Genomic DNA, 26,150 nt, shown 5'->3' with positions numbered 1-26,150 from the left:
AGGGAGAAGCGTAGATGACAAGTGTAACTGGCGTGCGCGGGCTGATGGCCGGCGCGGTGGTTGCCGCCGCGGCTTTTTTCGTCGCGCCATCAGCCGCTTTCGCGCATGGCGGCGTGATGCTCGAGCAAGACGAGTGCGTGCTGCGGATCGGTCCGAACACAATGCACTTCATCGGCTATCAGCGCTCGGGAGAAGAAGCGGAGTTTTGCGAGGACATCGCCAAGACCGGGCCGACCGTCATTGCGCTCACCGCGGTTTCGCCTGATCTGCGCGACATGGCGATCGGCGTCCGCATCGTTAAGGATGTCGGCGATGAGAAGGAAAAGGCCAACCTCGATGCGGTCACCGTCGCCTTTATCGAGCCGAAGGTCTATCGCAACGGCACCATGACCTTCGAGCACGACTTCAAGGATGCCGGTCGTTATGTCGGAATCGTCACGGTGCGCGACGATCTTGGCAATGAATGGGTCTCGCGCTTTCCCTTCTCGGTGGGGCTCTACACCTTCTGGGGACTGATCGAATATATCCTCTACGCCGTCGGCTTCTTCTCGCTTGTCGGCCTGATGTGGTGGATGCTGCGCGCAGGCGCAAAGAAGAAGACGCAAGCGGGCGACGCAATCGCCTAAGCAAGCGGCCCGAAGATTGCAGCATGGCTCGGTCGCCGACGGGCCATGCTTTTTGTCGCTACAAAGCGAACATAGCTGCGCCGTTCGGGATCTCGCGATATTGCCGCACGAGGCGCGCGGGTTTAGTTAAGCGCGTGCAGCTGAGGCTGACAGGCTACGCTCGTCTAACGTATTCAGGAGAGAATTATGTCCTTCACCCTGGAAGATCTGCCTTATCCCTACGACGCTCTGCAGCCTTATCTTTCCCGCGAGTCCTTCGAATATCACCACGACAAGCATCACGCGACCTATGTCACGAACGCCAATAATCTGGTCAAAGGCACCGAATACGAAGGCAAGCCGATTGAGGAAGTGATCGTCACCGCCTACAATCGCAACACGCCGATCTTCAACAACGTCGCCCAGCATTTCAACCATCACCACTATTGGAAGTGGATGAAGCCGAACGGCGGCGGCGCCATTCCCGGCAAGGTCGAGAAGGCGATCATCGAGTCCTTCGGCTCGGTCGATAAATTCCGCGAAGAATTTCAGAAGGAAGGCCTCGGCCAATTCGGCTCGGGCTGGGTGTGGCTCGAAGCGAAGGATGGAAAGCTCGCCGTGCGCAAGACGCCGAACGCGGAAAATCCGCTCGTTCATGGCGCCGCGCCGATCCTCGTCGCCGACGTCTGGGAGCACTCCTATTACATCGACTATCGCAATCGCCGCGCCGACTATCTGAAGGCGTTTCTCGACCATCTCGTCAATTGGGAACATGTCGAGGAAATGTTCGACGCGGCGTAGCGTCACGTCATTTCGCGCGGTGCGCCTCATTCGCGCGCCGCGCATTTTTTGCGTTGTGGATAAGCGCCGAGGCGGCAAGCAGCAAGAGCGCCGCGAAGGCGAGCACGGCCGCCACGGCATGCGAATCTTCCCATTGACGTCGCGCCGCCTCGAACGCCGGCGGCATCTTGGTCCAATTCTGCGTCGCGACGTTCATGGGATAGGTCCATGTCCAGAAGATCGCCTGCGTTCCGGTGAGCGTTACGAAGGAGGCGAACGAGAGCACCGCGGCGATCCGGTTGCGGCGAACGGCGATGGTATGCGCCAACGTCGTCAATAATGCGAGGACGACGGCGATGCCGAAATAGGCCCAGCCGGCGTAGATCTGCTGAACGCTCATATATACGGCCGGCGATAGCGCCATCTTGTTGGCGCGCTCGAAAAAATGCGCGCCCGCTGGAATCACGCATAGCGCGACGCTGGTGATCGCGGCGATCTGCAAGCCAAAAAGCATCAGCGGCTTCTTTCACGGCGCCTATAGGCCGCTCGGCGCCGTCAATCAGCGGCGATTTTCGGCTGCGACTCGACGACTCGCTTAAGGTCCGCGAGGCCGCGATCGAATTGCGCCCCGACCTTCTTGTCGATGTTCAAGAATTTATGCATCGCCTTGCCCACGAATTCGTGGTGGCCGGACATCGCCCAGGTGACTTCCGTGGCGTTCTCGCCCAAGGGCTTGAGATTGAACTGCACGTCGTGCTTGGCTTTGAACGGTTTCTTGAATTCGAGCTTGATGCCGACGCGCTCGCCCTGGCGGCTCTCGACGATTTCCATCTGACCGACGCCGACCTGCTTGTCGCCGGACCATGAATAGATCGCGCCATAGCCCTGCGGCGTCCCTTCATATTCTTCCTTCATATTGGGGTCGAGCTTGGCCCAGGGCGACCAGTCGCCCCAATTGTGAAAGTCGTTGATGTGGCGAAAAACCACCTCCGGCGGCGCGTCGATCACGATCGAGCGGGCGATGCGGAATTTATCGGGCAGAAAGGAGATGTAGGCGATCAGCGCGCTGACGAGAGCAAGCAGAAGGAGAGCGAAAATCGTCATGGTGCAGGTCTCCGCAAGAGCGTGAGTCCGTCGGCCGAAGACCCACGGGCTCGCAATTGAGTTCCGCGCTCTCCGGGCCGAGAGACGTCGCTCTCCTGGCGAAGCCACTCGCCCACGGCCCGCCGCCTGACGCGCTGGGCGTCAGTTTAGAGCGGCGGGCGCAATGCGCAATGCATTGTGGGATTAGACGAGGCTGCCGCAGAACGCCTGGATCTTTCGGCAGGCGTCTTCGAGCAACGCGTTCGACGCGGCGTAGGACACGCGGAAATTAGGACCGACGCCGAACGCCGAGCCTTGCACCACGGCGACGCCCTGCGTTCCCAGGAGTTCGGTCACGAAGTCCTCGTCGGTTTCGATGACCTTCCCGTCGGGGGTCTTGCGCCCGATGGCGTCGGCGCAGGACGGAAATACGTAGAAAGCGCCTTCCGGCGTCGGACATTTCAAATATTTCGCCTGGTTGAGCATGGAGACCACGAGGTCGCGCCGTTCCTCAAAGGCCTTGCGGAAGACGGCCAGATGGTCTTGCGGCCCCTCAAGGGCCTCCACCGCCGCCCATTGCGCGATCGAACAGGCGCCCGACGTCTGCTGACCCTGGAGCAGGTCCATGGCCTTGATCAGTGCGCTGGGCCCCGCGGCGTAGCCGATGCGCCAGCCGGTCATCGCATAGGCCTTGGAGACGCCGTTCATGGTGAGCGTGCGCTCCATGAGCGCCGGCTCGACCTGAGCCGGCGTGACGAATTTGAAATCGCCGTAGACGAGGTGCTCGTAGATGTCGTCAGTGAGGACATGCACCTGCGGATGGCGCAGCAGGACGTCCGTCACCTTCTTCATTTCATCGTATGCGTAGGCCGCGCCCGAAGGGTTCGACGGAGAGTTGAGCACGAGCCATTTGGTCTTGGGCGTGATGGCGCGCTCGAGCGCCTCGGGCTGAAGCTTGAAGCCGTCCTCCATCCGTGTTTCGACGAAGACGGTCGATCCGCCACAGATCGCCACCATCTCCGGGTAGCTCACCCAGTAAGGCGCCGGAACGATCACTTCGTCGCCGGGATTGAGCGTCGCAAGAAACGCGTTGAACAGGATGTGCTTGCCGCCCGTCGCGACGATCGTGTCCGACGCCTTGTAGTCCAAGCCGTTTTCACGCTTGAATTTTTTCGCCACGGCCTCGCGCAGCGGCGGAATGCCAAGCACTGGCGGATACCGGGTTTCGCCGCGATCGATCGCCGCTTTCGCGGCGGCGCAGATGTGCGCGGGCGTGTCGAAATCCGGTTCGCCGACGGAGAGGCTGATCACCTCGCGGCCCTGCGCCCGCAAGTCCCGGGCTTTCTGCGTCACAGCGATCGTCGCCGAGGGCTTCACGCGCGACAGGGCGTTGGCGAGGAAGGTCATTGGAGTCGAGTTCCTGCGGAGGGGATAGTGCGCCGCACCATAATTTGCGCGGCGTAGCGTCGCAACGGGATTTACGCGGCCGCAGGACCGCATGGGTCTATTGTTGATGAAGACTTGCGACCGCCTCGCGGGGGGCGCGCGATCGCCGCGCCGCCGCGCGACGCGCCGGCGTGATTGTCAGCCAAGCTGGGTGTCGGTGTTTTCCTATGAAAAACAATCGTCTTTTATCAAATAGCCCGAATCGGCGACTGAGCTTTGGCTCAACTTGATCAAATCAATATTGACAAGTGTTAACTCCGTTTCACGCACTTCTTAAAAATTTATAAAATTTCTGAAGAATGATGCAACTTTTTCAGCCCATCCTCGTTTCTGTCTTGAGAACGCGGCGACGCGAGTTAATCGCGCGCGGGCCTTGGGGAGAGGTCAAGCGTTACACAAGGGCGAATGCGAGAGGATTAGGGAAAATGTCGCTCGTTGACAAATTTGAAGATCAGATGGAGCCCGCCTTCACGCGCAGCTTCGACCGGGATTCGGCGCGTCGCCAGTTTCGCGTTTCACTGCTGCTGGTCGCCGCCATGGCGATGGCTGCATTCGTTCTCGGCTTCGCCCTCCCGATCGGCTCGCCCGCGCAGAAGGCCACGCCTGTTGCGACCGACGGCGGCGTTTTCGCCGGGCGACTGGTTACGATCGACCGCTAATCTCCGCAAATTTGCAAGCGGCAAGCAAGGCGCGCGTCTTCTGACGCGCGCAATCTTTTTGACGGGTTCCAAACCGGCTGCTTTTCAAGCGGCCGGTTTTTGATTGCGTCAACGCCGACAAGACCATCTTAGAGCAGGTTCCGAAAAAGTTGATAGACTTTTTCGATGAGAACCTGCTCCAACATTTTGCTTTTGAGCGATTCCTTATCGATCACATGATTCCATGTGATCGGGAAGCGCTCTAGCCCGCGATCACTTCTTTTCCATGTGATGGTGCTCGTGATGCGCGTCGCCGCCCTCCTTGGGCCCGGCGGAGTCCTGGCCATGCGCCTTTTGCCAGCGCTCCATCGCTTCGGCGTCATGGGCATGGGCCGCGTCCGGCGCATCGATCGCCGCGTCAATGACCACTTCGCCGGCCTTTTCGAAGACGAGCGTCATCTCCAGGCCCCAGCCCACCTCAAGATGCTTCTTGATGTCCAAAAGCGTCACATAGACGCCGCCAGGCGCGAGCGTGACTTTCGACTTGGGCGGCAGGACGACAGGCGTGATGAGGTCGAGCTTCTTGGGATCGCCGTGGATCTCGGCCTTCCCGAATTTTTCCGACTTGACGGCGATGAGCTTGTCAGGCGTCGCGCCATTATTGTGCAGCATTGCATAGAACTGCGCCTTGTTGTCGCCGTCGACGGGGGCGCGAAGCCAAGGATGCTCCACTTTCAGATTGCCGACGTCGTATTCATGCGCCGCCGCGGAACCGCGCCCGGCGAAGAGCCCGAGCGCCGTCCCGGTGAGCAGAGTCCCGCCAGTCAGCAAAAATTCACGCCGCTTCAGCATCTCGCTTCTCCCATTGCGCCGGACCTTGCTCTCGCCGGCCTGCGGGCATCATGACGAAGGACGCGCCGCTCCGATAGGCTCGCGCCTCGTTTGCGCTTGCGACAATATGGCGCGCTAATGCGAATGCAGGCTGATCTCGATCAAGGGTTCACGCGCGAATTCGGCGGCGAGTCCAGATAGTCTCTGCGCATTCCCGTCGTCGGGCGCGAAGCTGCGGAAACGCGCCCGAATGTAGCCGGAACGATCCACGAGGAAATGCGCCTCTTCGATCTCCTCGGAGGGCGTTTCATTGGGGTAGCGATTAATCACCGAATAGGCGGTCTCCACCGCCTTGGGATGAACAGCCTCTCGACCTTTCGCCTCCTGCGGGCAGGCCGCGTCATAGATCGTCACCTGGTTCACGCCGGCGGCCTTGGCGGCGTCATGCGCGATCTTCACGCTTGTCGCGCGGGCCGTCGGATCGCCGTTTGGCGACGCGCAGCGCGCAAAGGAGATCAGCGTTGGAACGCCACGCAGCTTAAAGAGAGACGTTGCATTCTCCTCTGGATCGATCAGGGCGAAATCGGGCGCGATCAGCCACTGAATCATGGGCTGAGCGCTCATGAAGCGCGCGCGGTTTGAGTAGGACATCATCAGCAGGAAGTTGATGACGTCCCAGCGGTCGTCGACGTCGAGCTGCTCGGCGAAGGCGGGCATGACGCCGCTTTGTCCGCCATGAGTCAGCCAGTGGAAAATGTCGCCAATCGTATGAGTGCCGACATGCGGAGCCGTCAGATCAGCGGGCTGAACCGGGAGTCCCTGCTGATTCTTGAGGTCCTTGGCGAGGGGACCATTGCCTTCGCCCTGCCCGCCGTGGCAACCGACGCAGTTCTCCTGAAAATGCGTCAGCCCGCGCGAAACCGATTCCGCAGTGTAGTCCTGCGTTGGATCGTCGTATGTGTCCGTATAGGCTTCCGTCGCAAATGACACGGCGAGCGAAATCGCCGCCGCGGCGGAAATGGCTGGCGTCGCATAGAGACGATACTGGCGAGTCGACGGCGTCCACCAGATCAGCGCCGCTATGATTGCGAGCGCGACGGCGGCGATCCCCCACCACCAGATCGGGCTGAACATCGCTGGGTTCTGTCCCCATGTCGCGATGTAGGACAGGCGAAACGGCAACGGCCAATAGAGAATGGTTTCATGCGAGGCCGGCGTGATGACCGCGATGTAGCCGGCGATCGACAGCAGGGCCAGCGCAAAGACCGACTCGCCCGCGCCGACCTTGCTGTACCAGCCGACGTTGAATTCGCCTTCGGGCCGGCGCGTGATGTAGCGCGCGAGCGCCAGCGCCGCGAGCAGGACGGCGCACAGAAGGACGAGCTTCAGCGTGAGCAGCCGGCCATAGGGCGTCGCCAGCATGTTCGGGATGCTTCCAACGTTCTCCCAGGCGATCGCAAATCCCGTAACGGCGACGATCGCCATAGCGACCTTTGCGACGAACGACCAGCGTTCGGCAAGCCGCGCCGCCACTTCCGGCGGTTTGCCGCGCGCCGTGAACATCCACCAGACGAGGCCAAGCAAGCCGCCAAGCCAGGTCAGGCCCGCAGCTGTGTGGAGGAGGAAACTCGCCTGCGTCCACCGCGGCAAGCCGTCGTCGATGGCGTGGCCGGTCACGGAAACGGCGGCGATGAGGGCGACGCCGATCCACAGCGTCACCCGATCGAGCGCTTCCGAAGCGACGAAGAGGCGCGCCGCCGCGAGAGCGGCGAAGAGGAAAGCGATCAGTTGCGTCCCGATCCAGGCGTTTCCGACGCTCGTGTTGACGGTGAACTCCCACAGCGTGTCGAATTCGATCGGTCGATCGGCGGGAAAGATCGCCCGCGCGGTGACATATAGCAGCGCGAAGCCAAAAACGGCGCGCGCCAGCGCCAGCGCCGCGACGGCGCGCTTGAAACGCCCGCCGTCCTCGCCGATGAGACGCGGCAGGAGCAGCAGCCCGACCGCGAGGGCCGAGGGCAAGCTCAGAAGGAAGCGGATCGCCGCAAGAGTGAGATACATCTTTGTTTCGCCCGATATCCTCTGGCGCTCATCTCTTCAGCTCGCGCGAGATTCGAGAAACGAGCGGCAAGTCGCGCGGCGTCGCCGCGAGCCGGTCCACGCGCCCGATCGCCTTACTTCGCGTCCACGGTGAATTCGTAATTTCCCTCGACGATATGGCCGTCGGTGGAGAGCACGCGGTAGCGCACGATGTATTTGCCGGGCGCGAGCTCCGGCGCATTGGCCGACAATTCGCGCGGCTTTTCGGGAACGCCGCTGTTCCCTTGGGCGAGCACCTTGCCGTCGGGGGTTTCTATGGTGATCTTCGAGTACGGCGGCTCGACCCCACCGCCGAACCGCAATTTGATGGTCTTTGGCGGCGCCGCGACATGTTCCTTTGACGAAGGCGTCGCGTCGACAAGGAAAGAATGCGCGAGCGCCGCGCTCGTCCCGAACGCGGCTACGATGACGCTGGCGCAAGCCCCGGCGGCGGCGGGGAAGCCGAAGCCGGCTAAACGGCGCGCGCGCGCCGGCGAAGTTCTGTCAGCGTTAGTCACGGCGTCATTCGTCATGGCGTCCCTCCCCGGAGGCCTGAGCCCCTTTTGCTTTTGAGATGTTTACGCATGTCGCCGCGATCAAGACACAGCGGCGGCGTCGGCATCCTTCTTCTTGCCGGCGGGATGCGTGTGCTTCCAATACACGAAAACAATGCCGGCGATGAGCACGGTCCCGGCGATCTGCGGCACCCAGGCCCACAAGGTTTCGCCCACCATGAATTTGAATTCGGACGTCTCCTGCGCGCCGTCCGGGCGGGTTAGCGTGACGAGACCGATATAATGGCCGTTATTCTTGAAGTCGTGCTCCAGATTGAAAGTGCCCTTGGTGTATTTGGTCGCGGGACGATGAACTTCGGTGAGCGCCTCGAGATCGGTGTCCTTCGTGATCGGCGTCAGCGGATCGCGAATGATTCGCAGCTCCAGCGGCATGTCGCGAAACGCCGGATTTTCGATGTCGAACACCAGAATGGTTGGTCCGGAGGTCGGGATCTCGGCGCAATATTCGCTGCGCGATTTGCCGGGTTGATAGGCCGTAATGTGAATCATGTCGTAGCCGAACATGACCATGCACATATTGCCCATCGACATGGCTTCCGGGCCTGCGCCGCCCTCCGCGCGCAGCGGGGCCGTCGCCGCCAGAGAAAAAAGCGCGCCAAGAACAGCAGCTGCAACGCTACGCCAATTCTTCATATCCATCCCTCGATCCATATTGAGTCCCGGGCAGTCGCTCTTGTTGGCGAATGTTGCTGAGCCCAAGATCTTTATAGCGGATTTTTGGTTCGCGGCTCGACAATTGTCATGTCATCGCATCGCCAGCGCCGCTGGACGCTCATCCTACTTTTGACAAATGCCAGAAATTGACGCGAGGAAAAACGACCGCATCATTTGCGTCGAAAGGACGCACCGCGCATCGAGGCCTTCGACAGGGACTCGGCTTCTGTTTTGGCAAACGCCCTGCGCGGGATTTTTCTGGGCGCGGCGAACGCCGCTCGACGATCGGGGCGGGTCGGCCGCAAACGAAAACCCCCGGCCTTTTGGGCCGGGGGCTGTTGTTTCAATTCGTCAGTATCGCTTAGGGCATGTCGCCGGCGACGAACTTCGGAATGACCGGTCCGCCGATTTCGGCCGCAAAGCGGCGACCCGTCGGCGAGAAGAACATCAAGAGGCCGCCGATCTGGCTGTCGGTGTCGTAAGCCAGGTCAGACAGACGCTCGATGTCCCAACGCGCGTCCTGCACCTTCACGGCGATTTCCTTCGTCTCGCCCGGCGCGATCGGCGTCGGGTCCGTCGACAGACCGCGGTCCGCCAACAGATAGTCCGGGAAGTCGGGCTTCGTCGTGAACACGTCAGGGTTCAGGAAGCGCAGGCCGGCCGCCGTATATTCGCCAAGGCGAAGCGGCTCGGAGGTCGAGTTCGTGACCTTGACGTTGATCGTCAGCTCACGGCCAGGAACCTTGTAGACGCCGCCGTTCAGCTCGCTCGTCACGCGCTCCTTGCCGACGCCCGCCGTGCCGTCCGTAACGAGCGGCGTCAGAGGCTTCTGCAAGCCCGCCTGCAGCGGGATCGTGCGCGGGAAGGTCGAGTTGGTCACGGCGTAGCCGACGATCGTCGCCAGAATGGTCAACGCCAGCACAATCGCGCCAATCCGCTTGTCGTCGTCGGTCACCTGCTCGTCAACCTTGCCGGTGGCGACACGGAGATACGAAGCGATGATGCCCTTGCGCACGAACCAGAACAGGATCCACGCCGCGCCGACCGCAAGCCACGGCAGATGCCACGCATAAACGCGGCTGATGCCGTAGGTCTCGAGGTCGACCGTCGAGCCGTCAAGCAACGTCACCGGATCGGTGAAGTCCTTCATGTCGCCCTTGATCTCGATCCACTGGCCGGGGCCGATGATCGGACCGCCGCCCTCGACGTTGATCTGCGCATGAACGTGCCAACGGCCCGCGCGACGTCCGCGAAGGTTGATGGAGAAGGCGTAGTCGTTGCCAGGAACAAGCGACACCGAACGCGGCGCAAACTGCTCGCCGATGAACTGCGCCGTGCGCACCAGAACCGGACCGGGCTCGCCGGCGTTCAGGAACGACACGCGCGGATTGGCGACCGCTTGCGGCCAGGCCGAGAACACATGGATCTTGCCCGACAGCACCATCTCTTCATTGACGTTCACCGTCGTCTTCGACCACTGAACGTCATACCAGTTCAACGTGCGCATCCGAAGAAACGCCTGCTGAGACTTTTCGCCGTGCGCCGACGCAGGAGCAACAGCTCCCAGGGTCGCCGCCACAGCCGCCGCCGCGCCAATCGCGGCGAGCTTGACGAACTTTTTCATCGATAAACCTCCCAGGTTCCTCTTCCCGGCCGCCGCCTCGCGCGCCAACCGGTCTTGTCTCTCGCAGCGGACCTTCGCTCTTGAATAAGCGTCCAGCCCGCCGCTCTTCTTTCTTGCAGGCCGCCGCGGCGCCCGTTCAGCGCCGCAGCCCGCGACGCGGCTTAGATCGTGTCGATGATCTTGGTCGTCGAATACCAACGGCCCATGAACCACCACAGGAAATACACCATCATCGAGACGAAGCCCGAGAAGAACGCCGCGACCGGCACAACGTCCTTACCGAAGGTGCGCAGCGTGCCGCGCTCGACCATGCGGATATATTCCGGCATCGACGTGCGGACGAAGTGGAAGCCGATCAGATCCGCAAGCGTCATCAGCTGACCATGCTGCTCCGTCGCCTGGTGGAACGCCGCAATCGCCGGCCAGTTGTTCGGGTAGAACAACAGACCCCAGCCCAGCGAACCAACAATCGCCGTGATCACATAGGAGCCCGACAGAAGCAGGATCACGTCAAGCCAGATCGCCGGAACGATCAGAGCGGACGGGAACACAAGGCTGATCGGGAAGTAGGTCCAGCCCCAGAAGTTGACGTAGCGGTTGATCCACTCGCCAATCAGCAGGCCAAGAGCCGCGAACACCGCGCCGAACGGCAGACGGAAGTTCACCCACCAGAACGCCTGCGCCGCGGCGCAGAAGGTCACGCCGAGAATCGGCACAACCGTCGGCCACATACGACGATCCTTCCAGTCAACCCAGAAGTCCCAGTCGCCCGCCGTCAGCATGAAGTGGACGTGGTAGCCGCCAAGAACGGCGAAGAACAGAAGAACAAGAAGCATCCAGTCGACCGTCTGAACGCAACCCGCCGCCTCGGCGACGGAGTTGAACGGACCGACCGCCCCCCCGCTTTTCGATTGTGACATCACTCTTCTCCTTGGTGTTTCTCGAACTCGTAAAGCCCGAGTTCTTTCCTTATGGCCTCCGGCAGGCCTTCCCGCCGCCGGCGCCCGGACGGCGGAGATCCCGCCGACCGCATCGCTTTAAGCCCTTCGCTCCCGATCACCCCAGCGCCCGAAGACCCTGCTCGACCGCAACAAGCCAACCCACGCGCCAAGGCGACAGGCAAAAGCTCTCTGGTTTTTCGCGAAAAGCTCAGAGCCAGACGCCGCCCGCCGCGAAGCGGGCGGCGACGTCTCGGATTACTCGGTCAGGAGGGCGACGCCTTCCTTGCCGATCAGACGCTGAATGTTGATCAGCAGCTGAAGCACGACGCCGAACACGCCGAGCGCCATCCAGCCGAAGAACACGAAGCCCCAATGCAGCGGCGCGACGAACAGTTCTTCCATGAACCAGAACGTGTGGCCCCACTCATTCAGGCCGACGTTCGGGATGATCATGAACGGGCCGATCGCCACGATCAGATAGGCCACCGAATAGCCCTTGGCGAAATACGGAAGACGCGTCTTCGCATAGAAGAAGCCGCCGACCGCGATCACCGAGTAGATCGGGTAGCTCATGTAGAACTCGATGATGTGCGACGGCGTGAAGTCCGTGTCGCGAATCACCGTCATGTGCCAGGTGCCGTCCTGCTCCGTGAAGAACGACGCGCCCCAGTAAATGGCCGCGGCGTAAACCACCAGCCACTGCACTTCGACAACCAGGCGGCGCATTTCTTCGCGCGCCGTCAGAGTCGAGAAGTCGCGCGTGCGCGTCTTCCAAAGAAAGCCCGCAAGGCCAATGCCCGAGATCAGCTCAAGCGGAATCTCGGTCCAAAGGATCGACATCCAATAGGTCTGGAACTCCGGCGCAAACGAGTCCAGGCCGGCGCGCCAGCCATAAATCTGCTCGTAAATGCGAACGACCAGATAGAACCCGTTCAGAACGGCCAGGCCGATCCACATGCCCTTCAGGTCAACTACAGCTTCCGTGCCAGCAGCAGCCCGGGCTGCTGTGTCAGTCGTTGAGCTCATACCCTTCTCCTCCAATGTGCTCCCAGGGAATTGCGCGTGACCGGTATCGCTCCGCCTCCCACAACGGAGCCGCTTCGTCCTCGTTTCGTAAAGCAAAGCGAAAGCGCGTCTTCTTCTAAAAACACGCAAAACCGCCCTTGTTTGCCGCAGCCTTCCCGAAAAATTCCAGAAAATCCCCCGCCCAAAGGCGAGCAAATCATTCCAAAATCCCCAGAACCCGGCTGCTTGTTGTTATCGGACGAAAACCGACGTCGCCGCCTAAGCCAAAATCCCAAATCCAACCCCTTCAACGGGCAGACCGCAGACCCAGCTCAGCGTGCCGCAACATTCCAATAACCCCCAATATTCACAATACCCCTTAGTATAGAGCAAAACAATCTATCGAATAGCTAATGCAACCCTAGTGGATAGCATATCAGCCACACTTATGGGTTGGGTAAGACTACGCATGCGCCTGTGATTTGATGAATAATATCAATATATATCAGATACTTAAGCAGCGTGGCGCCATCGGCAGCAATTTTTTGGCATAACCGTGGCTGTTTGTGGCGACTCCTCGCCGATTGGACAGACCGTCTTACGGAAATCGACCGGAGCTCACGGAGCGGCCAAGGCGTTGCGCAGATCCGTCGCCTTCGCGTCGCGCTCGGAAAGCGGCGCAAGGCCGAAGCGGAGCTCGATCGTGCGCAGCACCGAGAGGGTGTCGTAGACGGTCTTGTCGACGAAGCCCTTCTTGGCGAAGGGAGAAATGATCAACGTCGGCACGCGCACGCCGGGACCGTAGTCGTCCCTTTTCGGCGGCGCGACGTGATCCCAGAACCCGCCATTTTCATCGGCCGTGACGATGATCAACATGTCGGCCCAATCGGGGCTCTTGCGCAGCCTTGCGACGACGTCGGCGACATGGGCGTCGCCGGCGGCGAGATCGGAATAGTCGGGGTGGCCGTTGAACACGCCGAGCGGCTTGTAAAAGCTCACCTGCGGCAGATCGCCGTCGTCGATGGCTTTGTAGAATTCGTCGGCGTCCTTGAGGTTGTTGCGGCCGTTCTGGCCCGGCGCGTAATTGGCGAAATAGGCGAACGGCTGATGGTGGGTCTGAAAAAAGTCGGGCTTGCCTTCGCTATAAGGCTTGAGGCGCCCGTCGACGACGTCGCGCCAGCCGCCCGCGTACCACGCCCAAGTGACGCCCTTCTCGGTCATGCGATCGCCGATGGTCGGCAAATGCGACGGCGGGAGTCGCTCCTGCGCTTCCGTCTTGTCATGCTTCGACACCGGATTTCCCGGCTGAAGCGTGCCAATCGCCTCCAGCTTCTTGGTCAGCGGGGCGAGGTTCATATGCCGCGGCGGGCCGTCGAGCACGTTTCGCGGCGAGTCGGGCTGTCGGGCGCGAATGACGAGCGCCGCCCCCTTGGCGTCCTTGATGGCGTCGAGCTTCGGATCGAATTTCTTTTTCGTTATTTCAACCGGATTGTCGAAGACCGGCGCGCAGCCGCAAATAAGAAAGAAATGATTGAGCATCGAGCCGCCGAAGGCCGCGTGAAAGAAATGGTCGGCGAGGGTGAATTCCTTCGCCAGGGCCCATTGTTTCAGCGGCGAACCATCGTAATAGCCCATGACCAGCGCGCCGGCGTTCGAGGCCTCGACGAAACGGTCCATTTTTCCGCCGTCGATCTGCTCCTGCTCGAGATAGAAATCATGCACCGGGTCCATGGTGTGGCCATCGACGTCGACATAGGGCTCGAGGCGAAACGGCGCGTTGGGCAAGCGTCGCGGGAAGCGATCGTCCCATCGGGGACGCGGCAGCGCGGGCAGCGGGCTTCCGTCAAAATCGACTTGTGGCGGGTGCTGCGCCGAATTGACGCCCTCGGCGCCCGGAAACAGCCCGAACACATGGTCGAAGCTGCGGTTCTCGGTGAAAATGACAACGATATGGCCAATGCGCGCGAAAGGATTTTCTTGGTCCTGCGCCGCGGCGCATGCGCAGGTCGCGGTCGCACAAATGACGAGCGAGATTATGAACCGTCCGACGGCTTTCATTGAAAGATTTTCTCCGCGCGGCGCAACGCCGCGCGGAGAATGTAGCTGGCGACACATCACAATTTGTGACGGCGCCGTCTTCTTTTTTAAGTGTTCAAGCGGCCCAATCGCTCGGGCGCGCTACTGCGGAAGCGGCGTGTCCTTGGTGCGCGGCGGCAGCACCGGATAGACCGCCTTAGGCTGGTCGCCATTCAGAGTCCCGAGGAATGCGACGATCGCCTTGACGTCTTGATCGGAGAGTTTCTCGCCGAGCTGGTCTTTGGCCATCAGGTCGACCGCCTCTTCCAGCGTCCAGACCGAGCCGGTGTGGAAGTAAGGCGCGCGCAACGCCACGTTGCGCAGCGGCGCGGAGCGGAAGACGAAATCGTCCGCGACGTCATTGGTGACCTTGGAGCGGCCCTTGTCGGCGACGGGCATAATCTCGACGCCCGGCTTTTGAGCGACCCCAAATGGGAAATAGCCGTTGCCGCCGATGTTGACGCCGCCGTGACAAGCGGCGCAGCCCTTGTCGATGAAAAGCCGCAGGCCTCTTTTCTCAACGTCATTGAGCGCGTTGACGTCGCCCTTCAGGAACTTGTCGAAAGGCGCATTCGGCGTCGTCAGCGTCGCCTCGAACGCCTCGATGGCCTTCGCCATATTGTCGAAGCTGACCGGTTTAGGGTCGGCGGGAAAGGCGGCCTTGAACTCCGCGACATAGGCCGGCATGCTGTTCAGCATCTTTTCGACCTGCGCCGGCGTGTTGTTCATCTCGACGTCGGCCTGGACCGGGCCTTTCGCCTGCGCCTTGAGGTCGACGGCGCGCCCGTCCCAAAATTGCGCGACGTTGAATACGGCGTTGAGAACCGTCGGCGCGCGGCGCGGTCCTTTCGCCCATCCGTGGCCGATCGACGTCGGGCCGGCGTCAACGCCGCCGGTTCCGAGATTGTGACAGCTGTTGCAGCTGATGATCTGACTCTTCGAAAGCCGGGGATCGAAAAAGAGCTTCCCGCCGAGTTCGATCTTGGCGGGCGTGATCTCGTTGTTCTTGACGACGCTCGCGACGCTCGCGGCGTCGATCGGCTTGAAGATGGCGTTGGCGTCGGCGCGCAAGTCGCCCGCTACGGCCATGGCCGGCGCCAGCAGAATCGCTGCCAGCGCGGCGAACCTGGTCAAATACATCCCTTACTCCTGCAGTTGATTGCGGAGGCGCTGTTTCGCGCCGCGAGGAGGGCCTCTCTGCGGACGTCAGCTACCACAGCCACGCTGTCGGCGGAAGGGCGCCCAGGGAGTGACCTGTTTAAAAACAGTCCAGTGTAGCATGAACACGACTTGAAGAGCGCAGGACCGGAACGGAACGTCAAGCACAGGCCAAGCACCATATCGGGTGATTTATTGCGCCACTCTAATGCAATGCACAATCACTACTCGCCACGACGCAATATTTGTCCGGCGAGTTCTTTCACGTCCGCGCCGAGCGTCACAGCTATGACTTGCCCTGCCGCTAAAAGCAGAGCAAACTTAATGTGAAAACAAAGCCGGCGAGAAGCCGAGCGGTCTCGGAGGGGCTCATGGCGTGCGTTCCTAAGTTTCGCAAATCCGTTGAGACGACGCTTGTTTCGCTTCCGCTTGTGGCGCTGCTCGCCGCCGGCGGCTGGGCGATGGCCGAGCCGCTCGGCCTGCCGAAAGTCCCGGTTCCGGCCGACAATCCGCAGTCTCCGGAAAAGGTCGCGCTCGGCGACAAGCTGTTCCATGACGCGCGCTTCTCGATCGACGGCACGGTGAGCTGCTCGACCTGTCATAACGACAAAAAAGCTTTCACGGACAGTCCGTTGCGGGTTTCCGAGGGCCACAACAAATTGACCGGCACGCGCAACGCCCCGTCGGTCATCAACGCGGCGTTTTACACGTCGCAGTTCTGGGACGGCCGCTCGATCTCGCTGGAGGATCAGTCGCAGCACCCGATGGTCAATCCGGTGGAAATGGGGCTGCCCGATCACGAGCCGGTGCTCAAGATCGTTCGCGAAGATCCCGCTTATATCGAGGGTTTCAAGAAGGCGTTCGGCAAGAGCGGCCGAGACGTGACGATGGATGACGTCAAAAAGGCGATCGCGAGCTTCGAGCGCACGGTCATCTCGGGCGATTCGCCCTTCGACAAATGGTATTTCGGCGGCGACCGCAACGCCATTAGCGATCAGGCCAAGCGCGGCTTCGACCTTTATGTCGGTCAGGGACGCTGCGTGTCCTGCCACGCCATCGAACAGACGCAGGCGCTCTTCACCGACAACCGGTTCCACAATATCGGCGTCGGCATCAACCGCATTCAAGCCGACGTGCCGCGCCTCGCCGCCGAATTCCTCAAGGCGAAAGCCGCGGGCGCCTCCGTCGACAAGACCGTGCTCGCCGATCCGAAGGTCTCCGAACTCGGCCGGTTTGCGGTGACGAATTCCTTCGACGAAATCGGCGCCTTCAAGACCACGACGCTGCGCAATATCGCGATGACCGCGCCTTATATGCATGACGGCTCGCTCAAGACGCTCAAGGACGTGGTCAAACATTACAATGAGGGCGGCAAGAGTCCCGGCGACCCGACGCCGGTCAATCCCTATCTCTCGGGCGGCATCCGGCCGCTGGATCTGAAGGATCAGCAGATCGACGATCTCGTCGCCTTCCTTGAGACGCTGACGAGCCCCGCTTTTGTGACGGCGCAGACGAAATAAGACGCTAGAAAACGGCGTCGCCGCGCAAGCGCGAAGCCGCGAGGGAGGATAGGACATGACCAGACTGATCACCCGGCGCAGCGTGATCGCCGCCGGCGCCGCCGCCGGTACGCTGACGACCCTGCCGATCTCCATGGTGCGCCTCGCCTTTGGCGGAACGCGCGAGGATTTCAGCTTCACCTATATTTCCGATTCGCACATTCAGCAGATCAAGGGCGCAAGCTTCGTGCGCAACTGGGACATGGGCCTGAAGCGCGCCGTCGCCGAAGCCAATCTGATCCTCCCGGAGGCGGATTTCGTCATGTTCGGCGGCGATCTCGCGCAGCTCGGCAAGAAGGAGGAGCTCGATCACGGCGCCGAGATGCTTTCGCACGTGAAGGGCAAGCTCCACTGCGTCATGGGCGAACACGACTATTATCTCGACCTCGGCGAATATTGGTCGAAGCTCTATGGTCCGCAGTGGTACAGCTTCGATCACAAGGGCGTGCATTTCGTCGTGTTGAATTCGATTCTTACAACGGATGAATGGACGTTTCATCGGTGGCCGACGGCCGAGCAGCGCATGCTCGAGATGGCCGGCCTCGACAATCCGAACGGTTCGCCGTTCATGGTCGGCGAAAAGCAGCGCGCCTGGCTCAAGGAAGATCTCAGCAAAGTGTCCAAGGACACGCCGCTGATCGTCTTCTCGCATTCGCCGCTGCAGAAGATCTACAAGGGCTGGAATTTCTGGACCGACGACGCCGAGCAGGTGCAGGAGCTATTGCAGCCGTTCAAGACGGTCAATGTGATCTACGGCCATGTGCACCAGATCCAGTATAATCAGATCGGCAACATCGCCTTCAACGCGGTGATGGCGACGGCCTGGCCCTGGCCGTATCCCGACACCTATGCGCAGGCCGGCGCGCATGTTCCTGTGCTGACCGTTCCGATGAACCGCGCTGACCCCTTCTTCGAACGCGACGCCACAGGCTGGCAGATGATCGACGTCAACTCCGGCCGCGTCACCGCGCGCTATCAGCTGTGGGACAACCAGGAGCGCGTCGTCGGCTACGATCAAAGGCTCGGGAAGCCGGTCGACAAGAGATATCAAGAGGCGATCGTCCGCAAGGCGCCGCAGCTGCATTACTAGCTCAAGGAGAATGACGATGCGCCGCTTAACGATTGCGCTTGTTTTAAGCGCTGTGCTGCTTTCGCCGGCAACTCTCGCGGACGAATTCACGGTGACAGACGTCGACCGCTGGCAGGGCGAATTTGATTCCGTCGCGAAGAAAGGCCGCGAACTTTGGACCAGTGGCGCTGTGGGCACGAACGGCGTCGCCTGCGCGCAGTGCCATCCCAACGCCGCCAACACCCATCCGGAGACTTATCCAAAATTCCAAAAGCAGCTTGGCAAGGTCGCGCAGCTCTTTGAAATGGTGAACTGGTGCATCAGAAACCCGCTGCAGGGGGCCGCGCTTCCGGCCGACGACCCGAAGATGACGGCGCTCGTCGCTTATATTCATAAGGAGCGCAAAGGAGTCGCCATCGACGCCGGCAAGCACTGATCAAATTCGCGGCCGGTTGGAACCATCCGGCCGGCTGCACGTTTGCATACGGTTTATTTCAAAGCGCACGCGCCTTTAGCGCGACCGCCAACTAGAGATATTGAATATGGTTCAGGAACTCATCGATCGCATTTACGAATGCTCCTTCGCGCCGGACATGTGGCCCGACGTGCTCGACGAACTTTCACACCTTGCCGAGGCCCAGGGCGGCGTGCTTTTCGCGGCGCGCGAAAAAGTCTCGCGCTGGACGGCGTCTCCGGCGATCTGCGAACATGTCGAGAACTTCATGCGCGGCGACTGGCTGAGCAACTGCACGCGCGGCGGCAGGCTGTTCAGTCGCCGACATCCGGGATTCCTTACCGACGACGACGTCTATACGGCCGAGGAGCTTGAGCGCGACACCAACTACAGCGACTTCCTGCGGCCCCGCGGGCTGGGGTTCAGCGCGGCGACGGCGATTTCGCTGCCGACCGGCGACACCGGCATCATCTGCCTCGAACGCGCGCATAACCGCGGACCGGTCGAGCCGTCCGTCATCCGCAAGCTCGACGAACTGCGGCCGCACCTCGCGCGCGCCGCCTTCCTCGCCACCCGTCTGCAACTCGAGCGCGCCCGCGTCGCCGGCGAAACCTTCGCGCTCATCGGCCTCCCGGCGCTCGTGCTCGACGACGACGGGCGCGTCATCTCCGCCAATGACCCGAGCAACGCGCTGAACAAATATGTCCGCTGGCGGGCCCACGACCGCGTGTCGCTCGTCGACGCCTCCGCCGACGGGCTGCTGCGTCAGGCGATGGACACGCTCGACGACGATCTCGTCGGGGCGCCGAAATCCTTCGCCGCCCGGGCCGGCGAAGACGAAAGTCCGATGATCGCCAATCTGGTGCCCATCCGCGGCGCGGCGCGCGACATTTTCGTGCGTTGCGCGGCGGTTCTGGTGATGAGACCCCGGTGGGTTCGCCGCAGGCGCCGGCGATCGAACTGGTTCAGTCGCTCTATGATCTCACGCCGGCCGAGGCGCGCGTCGCACGCGGCCTCGTGGCGGGCAAAACGCTCGAGGAAATCGCCACCGAGCAGTCCGTGTCGCGCAACACCGTGCGCACGCATCTGCGCGGCGTGATGGAGAAAACCGGATGCAACCGTCAGGCGGAAGTGGTCGCGCTTCTCGGCGGTCTCGCGCCGCTCAACCCGCCGAGGGGCGAATAAGCGTATACATTTGATTTCAAGGAATTGAGGGCCGGCCTCATCCGTTTGGATGATGTCGGCCCTTTTGTTTGGTCTTAACGTTTTCTTGAACGTCGGGGGGGCGGACGAAATTGCCGCGGACGCTTCAGTAACTCGGGGTTCGATACTACCCGCTCAATTTTCAGCCTGCCTTTTGAGCTCGACTCTTTCAGCAGCCATTTTGAGATTAAATTTGGAGGGTCTTCGCGAGGCCCTCTGTTCACCCACATCAGCTTAAGGGCGCGCCATCAGAGCGCTTCTTCCCGATCACGTCGACCCATGTGATCGGGAAGAAGAAGCGCTCGAAAATCAAAACATTGGCGCAGGTTCTCATCGAAAAAGCCTATCAACTTTTTCCAAGCCTGCTCTCGTCAAATACTTGAGCCATGCTTCAAAAAAAGCGCCGGCATCATCAATTCGCATGACGCGGAGAAGCGCCTTTGGTCGTAGTTTTTTTATGAACAGTGAGGGGCGCAAGGAGTTAGACGGGCGCAAACGCTCTCATTGTTCGCTTATCTGGCGCTCACTTCTCAGTGAAACTTTTACCAGCATGTTTCCTCCTCGACTTTTCTCCCATCTCTTAGGGGCCGTTGCGCGGCCCCATTTTTTTTACCCAGCGCATCAGACGCCCGTCGGATAGTTCGGGCTCTCGCGGGTGATCGCGACGTCATGCACATGGCTCTCGCGCAATCCGGCGTTGGTGATGCGCACGAACTGCGCGCGCTCCTGGAACTCCCTGACCGTCGGCGCGCCCACATAGCCCATCGCCGCGCGCAGGCCGCCCGCGAGCTGGTAGAGAATCGGCGCGATGGGGCCGCGATAGGGCACCTGTCCTTCGATGCCCTCTGGAACAAGTTTGAGCTGTTCCTTCACGTCGCCCTGGAAATAGCGCGTCGCCGACCCTGCGGTCATCGCGCCCACTGAACCCATGCCGCGATAGGCCTTGAACGAGCGGCCCTGATACAAAAACACCTCGCCGGGCGACTCCTCGGTTCCCGCGAACAGCGAGCCGATCATGACGACATCGGCGCCCGCCGCGATCGCCTTGGCGAGGTCGCCGGAATATTTGACGCCGCCGTCGCCGATCACCGGCACGTCGGCTTTGCGCGCCTCGTCCGCGGCCTCCATGATCGCGGTGAGCTGCGGCACGCCGACGCCCGCAACGATCCGGGTCGTGCAGATCGAGCCGGGGCCGATGCCGACTTTGATCGCGTCGGCGCCGGCGCCGATCAGCGCCTTGGCCGCCTCGGCGGTGGCGATGTTGCCGGCGATGATCGAGACCTTGTTCGACGCCTTCTTGACCCGCGTCACCTGGTCGATCACCGACTGCGAATGACCGTGCGCGGTGTCGATCACCACGCAGTCGACGCCGGCGTCGATGAGCTGAAGCGCGCGCTCGAAGCCGTGATCGCCGACGGTCGAGGCGGCGGCGACGCGCAGCCGCCCCTCGTGATCCTTGCAGGCGTAAGGATGCAGCGTCGCCTTCTCGATATCCTTGACGGTGACGAGGCCGACGCAGCGGTAATCCTCGTCGACGACGAGCAGTTTCTCGATGCGATGTTCGTGAAGCAGCCGCTGCGCCTCCGCCTGCCCCACGCCTTCTTGAACCGTGATGAGCTTTTTCGTCATCAGCTCGGCCACGGATTGGCTGCGGTCCTGGGCGAAACGCACGTCGCGATTGGTGAGAATGCCCACGAGCTTGCCCCTGCCGCCGTCGCCGGCGCGCTCGACGACCGGAATGCCCGAAATGCCGTGGCCCGCCATCAGCGCGAGCGCATCGGCGAGGGTTTCGTCGGGGAAAATGGTGATCGGATCGACCACCATGCCGCTTTCGTAGCGTTTGACCTTGCGCACCTCGGCGGCTTGCGCGGCCGGCGACAGGTTCTGGTGGATGACGCCGATGCCGCCCGCCTGCGCCATGGCGATCGCGAGACGCGCCTCGGTGACGGTGTCCATCGCGGCCGAAACGATCGGCAGATTGAGCGTGATCTCGCGCGTCAGCCGGGTCGTGACGTCGACGCCGGAAGGCATCACCCGCGAATGGCCGGGCCGCAGCAACACGTCGTCGAAGGTCAACGCCTCGGGCAACGTGACGGGCGATATGGCCATTGGCGCCAACTCCTCTGAGCGGCGATGCAAACGCGTCAGCCGCGGGATGGAAATTTGACGGCCTGCGCCGTCTGGGGTTGGCGCGTGCTCATAGCATTATTCAGGACGAAGGCAAATGACAGGAAACTCGCCTTGTACAGCCGACCGACAGAGTCTTCGAGAATAGCTCCGCTTGAGAGTCCGCGCGCGCAGGCCTTGTTGGCGCGTCCGGCGTCTGCGCGGGTCGGCGACCGGGAAAATTTGCTATGCTTTCAAGGAATGATCCGTCCGCGAGCAGATTATGCGCCTTATTCAACTTAGCTTTGCTTCGCGCCTCGTTGCATTGGTCGCTGCGCTAAGCGTCGGCGCGACGCTGATGTCCTCGATACTGCTCTCCTGGTCCAACTACCGCGCCATGCTCGCCGAAGCCGAAGTTGAAGGCGAGAGCATCGCGCGGCTTCTGGCGCGAAGCGCAAGCCTCGCGCGCGAACTTCCGCTCGAAGTCGAGCAAATGCTTTCGCAGCACATGATCGTTTCGGCCGAGCTTTTGGCGCAGTTTATCGACGCCGCGGAAAAGGCTGGCATGACGTCGTCGGAGATCAAGAACCGGCTCAGCGCAATTACCGAGAAGACCGTTCTCGACGAGTTCTGGGTGACCGACGAAAAAGGCTACGCCTACATCCACCGCGACAACAACGCGGACTTCCAGTTCAGCCCGTCCGCCGAGGCGCAGCCCCAGGCGCATGAATTTTGGAAGCTCTTGAGCGGCGCGACGGACGCGGTCGTCCAGGACGCCAGGAAGCGGGAGATCGACAATGAGCGGTTCAAATATGTCGGCGTGCGCGGCGTAGACAAGCCGCGGATCGTGCAGGTCGGCTACAATGCGCGCATTCTTGAGAAAGTTGACGAGCAGATCGGCCTTCCGCGCGCCATCGACAATCTTCTGGGCAGCGGCGAAATCGACGCGATCTTCGTTTTCAACAAGGATTCCAAGCTGATCGCCAGTCCAAAGGCCGCGCGGCTCAACAATGGCCGCGACCGGCTGACGGATGAGGAGCTGGCGCCCGTCCGGACCGTCATCGCAAGCGGCAAGCCACGGTCGGTGAACGGCGCCGGAAAGCTCAGCGTCATCTCCCCGATCGATGCGGAAGACGGCGGCGGCGCGATCGGCGCCGCTTTGATCAGAATGCCGACGGCGCGACTGAACAGCGCTCTCGCCTCGCAAATCGAAACGGCGCTCGCGATCGCTTTGGCCGCAACCCTGCTCGGCGGCGGCATCGCGGTCTGGATCGCGCGGAAACAGACGGCGCCTGTCGTGGCGATCACCCGGGCCGCGCGTAACGTCGAGCGCAGGGCGTTTTCGGCCGGCGAATTGTCGGATGTCGAGGAGCGCGCCGACGAAGTGGGACAATTGGCGCGCGTCTTCAAGAAAATGGCGCTCGACTTTCTCGATCGCGAACGAACGCTCGACGCGCTCGTGACGCAACGAACCCAGGCGCTCCAAGAGAGAAATACGGAGCTCGAAAGACTGTCGGCGCGCCTCTCGAAATATCTTTCGCCCCAGCTCTACGGCACGCTTTTCAAGAATAAAACCGTCGCCTCGATTTCAGCGAAGCGGAAGAAGCTGACGATCTTTTTTTCCGATGTCGTCGGCTTCAGCGAAATGGCCGAGCGGCTGGAATCCGAAGACATCACGCGCATGCTCAACGATTTCCTCAACGAGATGGCGAAGCTGGCCCTGGCCTATGGCGCCACCATCGACAAATATATCGGCGACGCGGTCATGATTTTTTTCGGCGACCCGGAGACGCGCGGCGTCAAGGAAGACGCCGTGGCGTGCATTCTGATGGCGCTCGACATGCAGGCGATGACCCGACAATTGGAGCGCCGGTGGCGCGAACAAGGCCTGGACCAGAGATTCCAGATCCGCGTCGGCGTCAACACGGGCTATTGCACCGTTGGCGATTTCGGCAGCCAGGAGCGGATGGATTACACCATCGTCGGTCACCAGGTGAATGTGGCGGCGCGACTTGAGCAGTCGGCCGCGCCGGGCGCGATCCTCATCTCTCATGAGACGATGACGCTTGTCAGCGACGCGATCGAAGTCGAAGAACAATCTCCGCTTCATGTGAAGGGCGTCAGCGGCCCGATCCGCACATACAGGGCGATTGGCAAAAAGGCGCCGCCCATGACGGAGGCCATTCACGAAGAGCGTGAGGGTCTGCGCGTCGACGTCGACCTCCTGAGAGCCAATAAGGACGAGGCGATCAGTCTGCTGAAGGCGACGATCGAGCGCATCCGTTCAAGCGAATAAGCCACATCCGCGCTCAGGCGGCGGCGCCGGCGCGGTCCGTGTCGAACTGCAGTTTCGCAAGCCGCGCATAAAGGCCGCCGGCGGCGGTCAGGCTCGAATGCGTGCCCTGCTCGACGATGCGGCCTTCGTCCATCACGATGATTCGATCGGCTTCCAACACTGTCGCGAGACGATGGGCGATGACGAGGCTCGTGCGGCCCTGCATGACGTCATGCAGCGCCGCCTGCACCAGAGCCTCGTTCTCCGCGTCGAGCGCCGAGGTGGCTTCGTCCAGGAGCAGCACCGGCGCGTCGGCGAGGATTGCGCGCGCGATGGCGAGGCGCTGGCGCTGCCCGCCAGAAAGCGTGACGCCGCGCTCGCCGAGCAGCGTGTCGTAGCCCATCGGCAGCGCCATGATGAAGTCATGCGCCTGGGCGCGCTTCGCCGCGGCGACGATCTCCCCGCTCGACGCGTCGTCGCGGCCGTAGGCGATGTTTTCAGCGACGGAGAGGCCGAAGATCACCGGATCCTGCGGCGCGAGCGCGATCGCCCTGCGCAGCGCCACAGGATCAAGATCGCGCAGGTCGACGCGGTCCAGAGTTATGGAGCCGGAGTCGACGTCGTAGAAGCGAAGGAGCAGCGCAAAGGTCGTCGATTTGCCCGCGCCGGACGGCCCGACCAGCGCGACGCGCTCGCCGGGCGCGACGACGAGCGAGAAATCCTGCAGCGCCGGATTCTCCGGCGCCGTCGCATAGGCGAAGCGCACGTGGTCGAAGGCGATGCGCCCCTGCCAGCGCGCGGGCGGCTGGGTCGGCCGCGCCGGAGCCAAGATGCGCGGTTGAATGGCGAGAATTTCTGCGATGCGGCCGGCGGCGCCGGCGGCGGCCGAGAGTTCGCTCCAGGTCTGAGTGAGCTCGCCGAGCGAGCTTGCGCCAAGCACCGCATAGAGGACGAACTGGGACAGAACGCCCGACGTCATGTGTCCGGCGAGCACGTCCTGCGCTCCCAACCAGAGCACGCCGACAACGCTCGTGAAGACGACGAGAATCGCTCCGGCGGTCACGAAGGCGCGAAGCAGCGTCGCGGCCTGCGCCGCGTCATAGGCGGCCACCACCGCGCGCGTGAATCGCGCCGTCGTCGACGCCTGCGCGCCGTTGGCCTGCATGGCGCGCACGGCAGAGAGATTTTCCCCGGCGTAGGCGGAAGCCTGCGCCAGCGTGTCCTGAGCGGAGCGGGAGCGCTGACGCACCGCCCGACCCGACGCGATGAGCGGCAGAACGACGATCGGGATGGCCGCGAGCGTCATGCCGGCAAGCTTGGGGCTCGTCGCCACCATCATGATGATTGCGCCGAAGAACATGAAGAGATTGCGCAGCGCCACCGACGCCGATGAGCCAAAGGCGGACTTCAGCTGCGTCGTATCGGCGGTCAGCCGCGAGAGAAGCTCGCCCGTTTTCGCCGTGTCGTAGAAGGCGGCGTCGAGAGCTGTGAGATGTTGGAAGAGATCGGCGCGCAGGTCGGCGACCACATGTTCGCCGAGCGTCATGACGAAATAGTAGCGTGTGCCGGACGCGATCGCGAGCGTCGCGGCGACCGCGATCATCGCGCCGAAATAGGCGTTCACCGCGCCGGCGCTGTCGGCCGAAAAGCCGTGGTCGATCATGCCGCGCACGGCGAGCGGCAGGGTGAGAGTCGCGCCCGCGGCCGCGAGCAGCGCGACAAAGGCGAGAACGATCGTTCGCCTGTAGCGCAGCGCATAGGGCAGCAAGGGCCGAAGCGGAGAGAGAGTGGCTTTCAAACCGCGATCTGGTTTGCGCGCCACGGGATCGACGGAATCGACGTCAGCGTTCTTTTTTGTCATCGGCAGGGGGTATAACGTCCGTGTTCGACGAAAACGAATTGAAGCGGGCGCTCCGCGACGGAAACCGACGCGGAAGCGGGTCGAAATCGAATTTTCTTTTTCGCTCCTGAACGGCAAAAAATCGCATT

General features: G+C 61.9%; 23 protein-coding genes. 9 read left to right on the top strand and 14 right to left on the bottom strand.

From position 1 onward, the window contains the following. The first annotated feature begins 14 nt into the window (after window positions 1–14). Window positions 15–626, top strand: coding sequence for a hypothetical protein (locus BN69_RS17670; RefSeq protein WP_014893019.1), 612 nt, complete (start codon window positions 15–17; stop codon window positions 624–626). Window positions 627–812: 186 nt separating this feature from the next. Continuing rightward, window positions 813–1,406, top strand: a complete 594-nt coding sequence (locus tag BN69_RS17665) for a superoxide dismutase (RefSeq protein WP_014893018.1) — start codon at window positions 813–815, stop codon at window positions 1,404–1,406. 7 nt (window positions 1,407–1,413) lie between these two features. Here BN69_RS17665 and BN69_RS17660 read toward each other — a convergent pair whose 3' ends face one another. The 3 genes from BN69_RS17660 to BN69_RS17650 form a co-directional block, all read right to left on the bottom strand. Further along, window positions 1,414–1,899, bottom strand: coding sequence for a hypothetical protein (locus BN69_RS17660; protein ID WP_014893017.1), 486 nt, complete (start codon window positions 1,897–1,899; stop codon window positions 1,414–1,416). A 41-nt stretch (window positions 1,900–1,940) separates the two neighbouring features. Next, window positions 1,941–2,489 carry an SRPBCC family protein gene (locus BN69_RS17655; protein ID WP_014893016.1) on the bottom strand — a complete coding sequence of 183 codons (549 nt, stop codon included), beginning with the start codon at window positions 2,487–2,489 and terminating at the stop codon, window positions 1,941–1,943. A 183-nt stretch (window positions 2,490–2,672) separates the two neighbouring features. Next, window positions 2,673–3,875 carry a pyridoxal phosphate-dependent aminotransferase gene (locus BN69_RS17650; RefSeq protein ID WP_014893015.1) on the bottom strand — a complete coding sequence of 401 codons (1,203 nt, stop codon included), beginning with the start codon at window positions 3,873–3,875 and terminating at the stop codon, window positions 2,673–2,675. Between the two features lie 464 nt (window positions 3,876–4,339). Between BN69_RS17650 and BN69_RS17645 the strand changes: the two genes are divergently transcribed. Then, on the top strand, window positions 4,340–4,573 hold the full coding sequence (locus BN69_RS17645) for a hypothetical protein (RefSeq protein ID WP_014893014.1): 234 nt from the start codon (window positions 4,340–4,342) through the stop codon (window positions 4,571–4,573). Window positions 4,574–4,825: 252 nt separating this feature from the next. Here BN69_RS17645 and BN69_RS17640 read toward each other — a convergent pair whose 3' ends face one another. From BN69_RS17640 to BN69_RS17595, 9 genes are all read right to left on the bottom strand, one after another. Next, window positions 4,826–5,404: a copper chaperone PCu(A)C gene (locus BN69_RS17640; RefSeq protein WP_014893013.1), complete on the bottom strand. Its 579-nt coding sequence runs from the start codon at window positions 5,402–5,404 to the stop codon at window positions 4,826–4,828. Between the two features lie 114 nt (window positions 5,405–5,518). Beyond that, window positions 5,519–7,444 carry a c-type cytochrome gene (locus BN69_RS17635; RefSeq protein WP_014893012.1) on the bottom strand — a complete coding sequence of 642 codons (1,926 nt, stop codon included), beginning with the start codon at window positions 7,442–7,444 and terminating at the stop codon, window positions 5,519–5,521. Window positions 7,445–7,557: 113 nt separating this feature from the next. After that, window positions 7,558–7,995 carry a copper resistance CopC family protein gene (locus tag BN69_RS17630; RefSeq protein ID WP_014893011.1) on the bottom strand — a complete coding sequence of 146 codons (438 nt, stop codon included), beginning with the start codon at window positions 7,993–7,995 and terminating at the stop codon, window positions 7,558–7,560. 63 nt (window positions 7,996–8,058) lie between these two features. Then, on the bottom strand, window positions 8,059–8,676 hold the full coding sequence (locus tag BN69_RS17625; protein WP_148277165.1) for a hypothetical protein: 618 nt from the start codon (window positions 8,674–8,676) through the stop codon (window positions 8,059–8,061). A 376-nt stretch (window positions 8,677–9,052) separates the two neighbouring features. Next, window positions 9,053–10,315 carry a bacterial ammonia monooxygenase, subunit AmoB gene (gene amoB / locus BN69_RS17615; protein WP_014892305.1) on the bottom strand — a complete coding sequence of 421 codons (1,263 nt, stop codon included), beginning with the start codon at window positions 10,313–10,315 and terminating at the stop codon, window positions 9,053–9,055. 161 nt (window positions 10,316–10,476) lie between these two features. Then, window positions 10,477–11,235 carry a bacterial ammonia monooxygenase, subunit AmoA gene (gene amoA / locus BN69_RS17610; RefSeq protein ID WP_014892304.1) on the bottom strand — a complete coding sequence of 253 codons (759 nt, stop codon included), beginning with the start codon at window positions 11,233–11,235 and terminating at the stop codon, window positions 10,477–10,479. Between the two features lie 276 nt (window positions 11,236–11,511). After that, a complete protein-coding gene (gene amoC / locus BN69_RS17605) occupies window positions 11,512–12,282 on the bottom strand; it encodes a bacterial ammonia monooxygenase, subunit AmoC (protein WP_014890337.1) in 771 nt (256 codons plus the stop codon). A 597-nt stretch (window positions 12,283–12,879) separates the two neighbouring features. After that, window positions 12,880–14,319 carry an acid phosphatase gene (gene acpA, locus BN69_RS17600; RefSeq protein WP_014893009.1) on the bottom strand — a complete coding sequence of 480 codons (1,440 nt, stop codon included), beginning with the start codon at window positions 14,317–14,319 and terminating at the stop codon, window positions 12,880–12,882. 120 nt (window positions 14,320–14,439) lie between these two features. Next, window positions 14,440–15,477: a cytochrome-c peroxidase gene (locus BN69_RS17595; RefSeq protein WP_014893008.1), complete on the bottom strand. Its 1,038-nt coding sequence runs from the start codon at window positions 15,475–15,477 to the stop codon at window positions 14,440–14,442. Window positions 15,478–15,866: 389 nt separating this feature from the next. Here BN69_RS17595 and BN69_RS17590 point away from each other — a divergent pair, with 389 nt between their 5' ends. The 5 genes from BN69_RS17590 (at window position 15,867) to BN69_RS19910 (ending at window position 19,762) form a co-directional block, all read left to right on the top strand. Then, on the top strand, window positions 15,867–17,015 hold the full coding sequence (locus BN69_RS17590; RefSeq protein WP_014893007.1) for a cytochrome-c peroxidase: 1,149 nt from the start codon (window positions 15,867–15,869) through the stop codon (window positions 17,013–17,015). 55 nt (window positions 17,016–17,070) lie between these two features. Further along, window positions 17,071–18,144: a metallophosphoesterase family protein gene (locus tag BN69_RS17585; protein ID WP_014893006.1), complete on the top strand. Its 1,074-nt coding sequence runs from the start codon at window positions 17,071–17,073 to the stop codon at window positions 18,142–18,144. A gap of 16 nt (window positions 18,145–18,160) precedes the next feature. Then, window positions 18,161–18,559 (top strand): c-type cytochrome, encoded by a 399-nt coding sequence (locus tag BN69_RS17580; RefSeq protein WP_014893005.1) that lies wholly within the window; start codon window positions 18,161–18,163, stop codon window positions 18,557–18,559. Window positions 18,560–18,665: 106 nt separating this feature from the next. Continuing rightward, complete coding sequence (locus BN69_RS17575) at window positions 18,666–19,676, top strand: hypothetical protein (protein WP_014893004.1); 1,011 nt, start codon at window positions 18,666–18,668, stop codon at window positions 19,674–19,676. After that, window positions 19,619–19,762 carry a helix-turn-helix transcriptional regulator gene (locus BN69_RS19910; protein WP_244435100.1) on the top strand — a complete coding sequence of 48 codons (144 nt, stop codon included), beginning with the start codon at window positions 19,619–19,621 and terminating at the stop codon, window positions 19,760–19,762. The genes BN69_RS17575 and BN69_RS19910 overlap by 58 nt, the downstream gene beginning before the upstream one ends. Window positions 19,763–20,401: 639 nt before the next feature. On the opposite strand, the gene guaB is transcribed toward BN69_RS19910, so the two are convergent. Then, complete coding sequence (guaB, locus tag BN69_RS17570; RefSeq protein WP_014893003.1) at window positions 20,402–21,889, bottom strand: IMP dehydrogenase; 1,488 nt, start codon at window positions 21,887–21,889, stop codon at window positions 20,402–20,404. 355 nt (window positions 21,890–22,244) lie between these two features. Here guaB and BN69_RS17565 point away from each other — a divergent pair, with 355 nt between their 5' ends. Then, the gene (locus BN69_RS17565) at window positions 22,245–24,182 is read left to right on the top strand and encodes an adenylate/guanylate cyclase domain-containing protein (RefSeq protein WP_244434989.1); all 1,938 of its coding nucleotides are present in this window, start codon (window positions 22,245–22,247) and stop codon (window positions 24,180–24,182) included. Between the two features lie 13 nt (window positions 24,183–24,195). On the opposite strand, the gene BN69_RS17560 is transcribed toward BN69_RS17565, so the two are convergent. Beyond that, window positions 24,196–26,022 carry an ABC transporter transmembrane domain-containing protein gene (locus tag BN69_RS17560; protein ID WP_041927031.1) on the bottom strand — a complete coding sequence of 609 codons (1,827 nt, stop codon included), beginning with the start codon at window positions 26,020–26,022 and terminating at the stop codon, window positions 24,196–24,198. Window positions 26,023–26,150 lie beyond the last annotated feature (128 nt).

Source organism: Methylocystis sp. SC2, from assembly GCF_000304315.1.
Taxonomy (GTDB): domain Bacteria; phylum Pseudomonadota; class Alphaproteobacteria; order Rhizobiales; family Beijerinckiaceae; genus Methylocystis.
Note: the sequence above shows the minus strand (reverse complement) of the source record. Positions and strands in the feature narration are given on the sequence as shown.

Bases quoted from the DNA above. Each gene is read 5' to 3' on its own strand.
- BN69_RS17630 (WP_014893011.1), bottom strand. From the start codon at position 7,995: ATGACGAATGACGCCGTGACTAACGCTGACAGAACTTCGCCGGCGCGC.
- BN69_RS17650 (WP_014893015.1), bottom strand. From the start codon at position 3,875: ATGACCTTCCTCGCCAACGCCCTGTCGCGCGTGAAGCCCTCGGCGACG.
- BN69_RS17595 (WP_014893008.1), bottom strand. From the start codon at position 15,477: ATGTATTTGACCAGGTTCGCCGCGCTGGCAGCGATTCTGCTGGCGCCG.
- guaB (WP_014893003.1), bottom strand. From the start codon at position 21,889: ATGGCCATATCGCCCGTCACGTTGCCCGAGGCGTTGACCTTCGACGAC.
- amoB (WP_014892305.1), bottom strand. From the start codon at position 10,315: ATGAAAAAGTTCGTCAAGCTCGCCGCGATTGGCGCGGCGGCGGCTGTG.
- BN69_RS17665 (WP_014893018.1), top strand. From the start codon at position 813: ATGTCCTTCACCCTGGAAGATCTGCCTTATCCCTACGACGCTCTGCAG.
- amoA (WP_014892304.1), bottom strand. From the start codon at position 11,235: ATGTCACAATCGAAAAGCGGGGGGGCGGTCGGTCCGTTCAACTCCGTC.
- BN69_RS17645 (WP_014893014.1), top strand. From the start codon at position 4,340: ATGTCGCTCGTTGACAAATTTGAAGATCAGATGGAGCCCGCCTTCACG.
- BN69_RS17585 (WP_014893006.1), top strand. From the start codon at position 17,071: ATGACCAGACTGATCACCCGGCGCAGCGTGATCGCCGCCGGCGCCGCC.
- BN69_RS17670 (WP_014893019.1), top strand. From the start codon at position 15: ATGACAAGTGTAACTGGCGTGCGCGGGCTGATGGCCGGCGCGGTGGTT.
- BN69_RS17590 (WP_014893007.1), top strand. From the start codon at position 15,867: ATGGCGTGCGTTCCTAAGTTTCGCAAATCCGTTGAGACGACGCTTGTT.
- BN69_RS17580 (WP_014893005.1), top strand. From the start codon at position 18,161: ATGCGCCGCTTAACGATTGCGCTTGTTTTAAGCGCTGTGCTGCTTTCG.
- BN69_RS17625 (WP_148277165.1), bottom strand. From the start codon at position 8,676: ATGGATATGAAGAATTGGCGTAGCGTTGCAGCTGCTGTTCTTGGCGCG.
- BN69_RS17635 (WP_014893012.1), bottom strand. From the start codon at position 7,444: ATGTATCTCACTCTTGCGGCGATCCGCTTCCTTCTGAGCTTGCCCTCG.
- amoC (WP_014890337.1), bottom strand. From the start codon at position 12,282: ATGAGCTCAACGACTGACACAGCAGCCCGGGCTGCTGCTGGCACGGAA.
- BN69_RS17660 (WP_014893017.1), bottom strand. From the start codon at position 1,899: ATGCTTTTTGGCTTGCAGATCGCCGCGATCACCAGCGTCGCGCTATGC.
- BN69_RS17655 (WP_014893016.1), bottom strand. From the start codon at position 2,489: ATGACGATTTTCGCTCTCCTTCTGCTTGCTCTCGTCAGCGCGCTGATC.
- BN69_RS17565 (WP_244434989.1), top strand. From the start codon at position 22,245: ATGTCCTCGATACTGCTCTCCTGGTCCAACTACCGCGCCATGCTCGCC.
- BN69_RS17560 (WP_041927031.1), bottom strand. From the start codon at position 26,022: ATGACAAAAAAGAACGCTGACGTCGATTCCGTCGATCCCGTGGCGCGC.
- BN69_RS17575 (WP_014893004.1), top strand. From the start codon at position 18,666: ATGGTTCAGGAACTCATCGATCGCATTTACGAATGCTCCTTCGCGCCG.
- BN69_RS17640 (WP_014893013.1), bottom strand. From the start codon at position 5,404: ATGCTGAAGCGGCGTGAATTTTTGCTGACTGGCGGGACTCTGCTCACC.
- acpA (WP_014893009.1), bottom strand. From the start codon at position 14,319: ATGAAAGCCGTCGGACGGTTCATAATCTCGCTCGTCATTTGTGCGACC.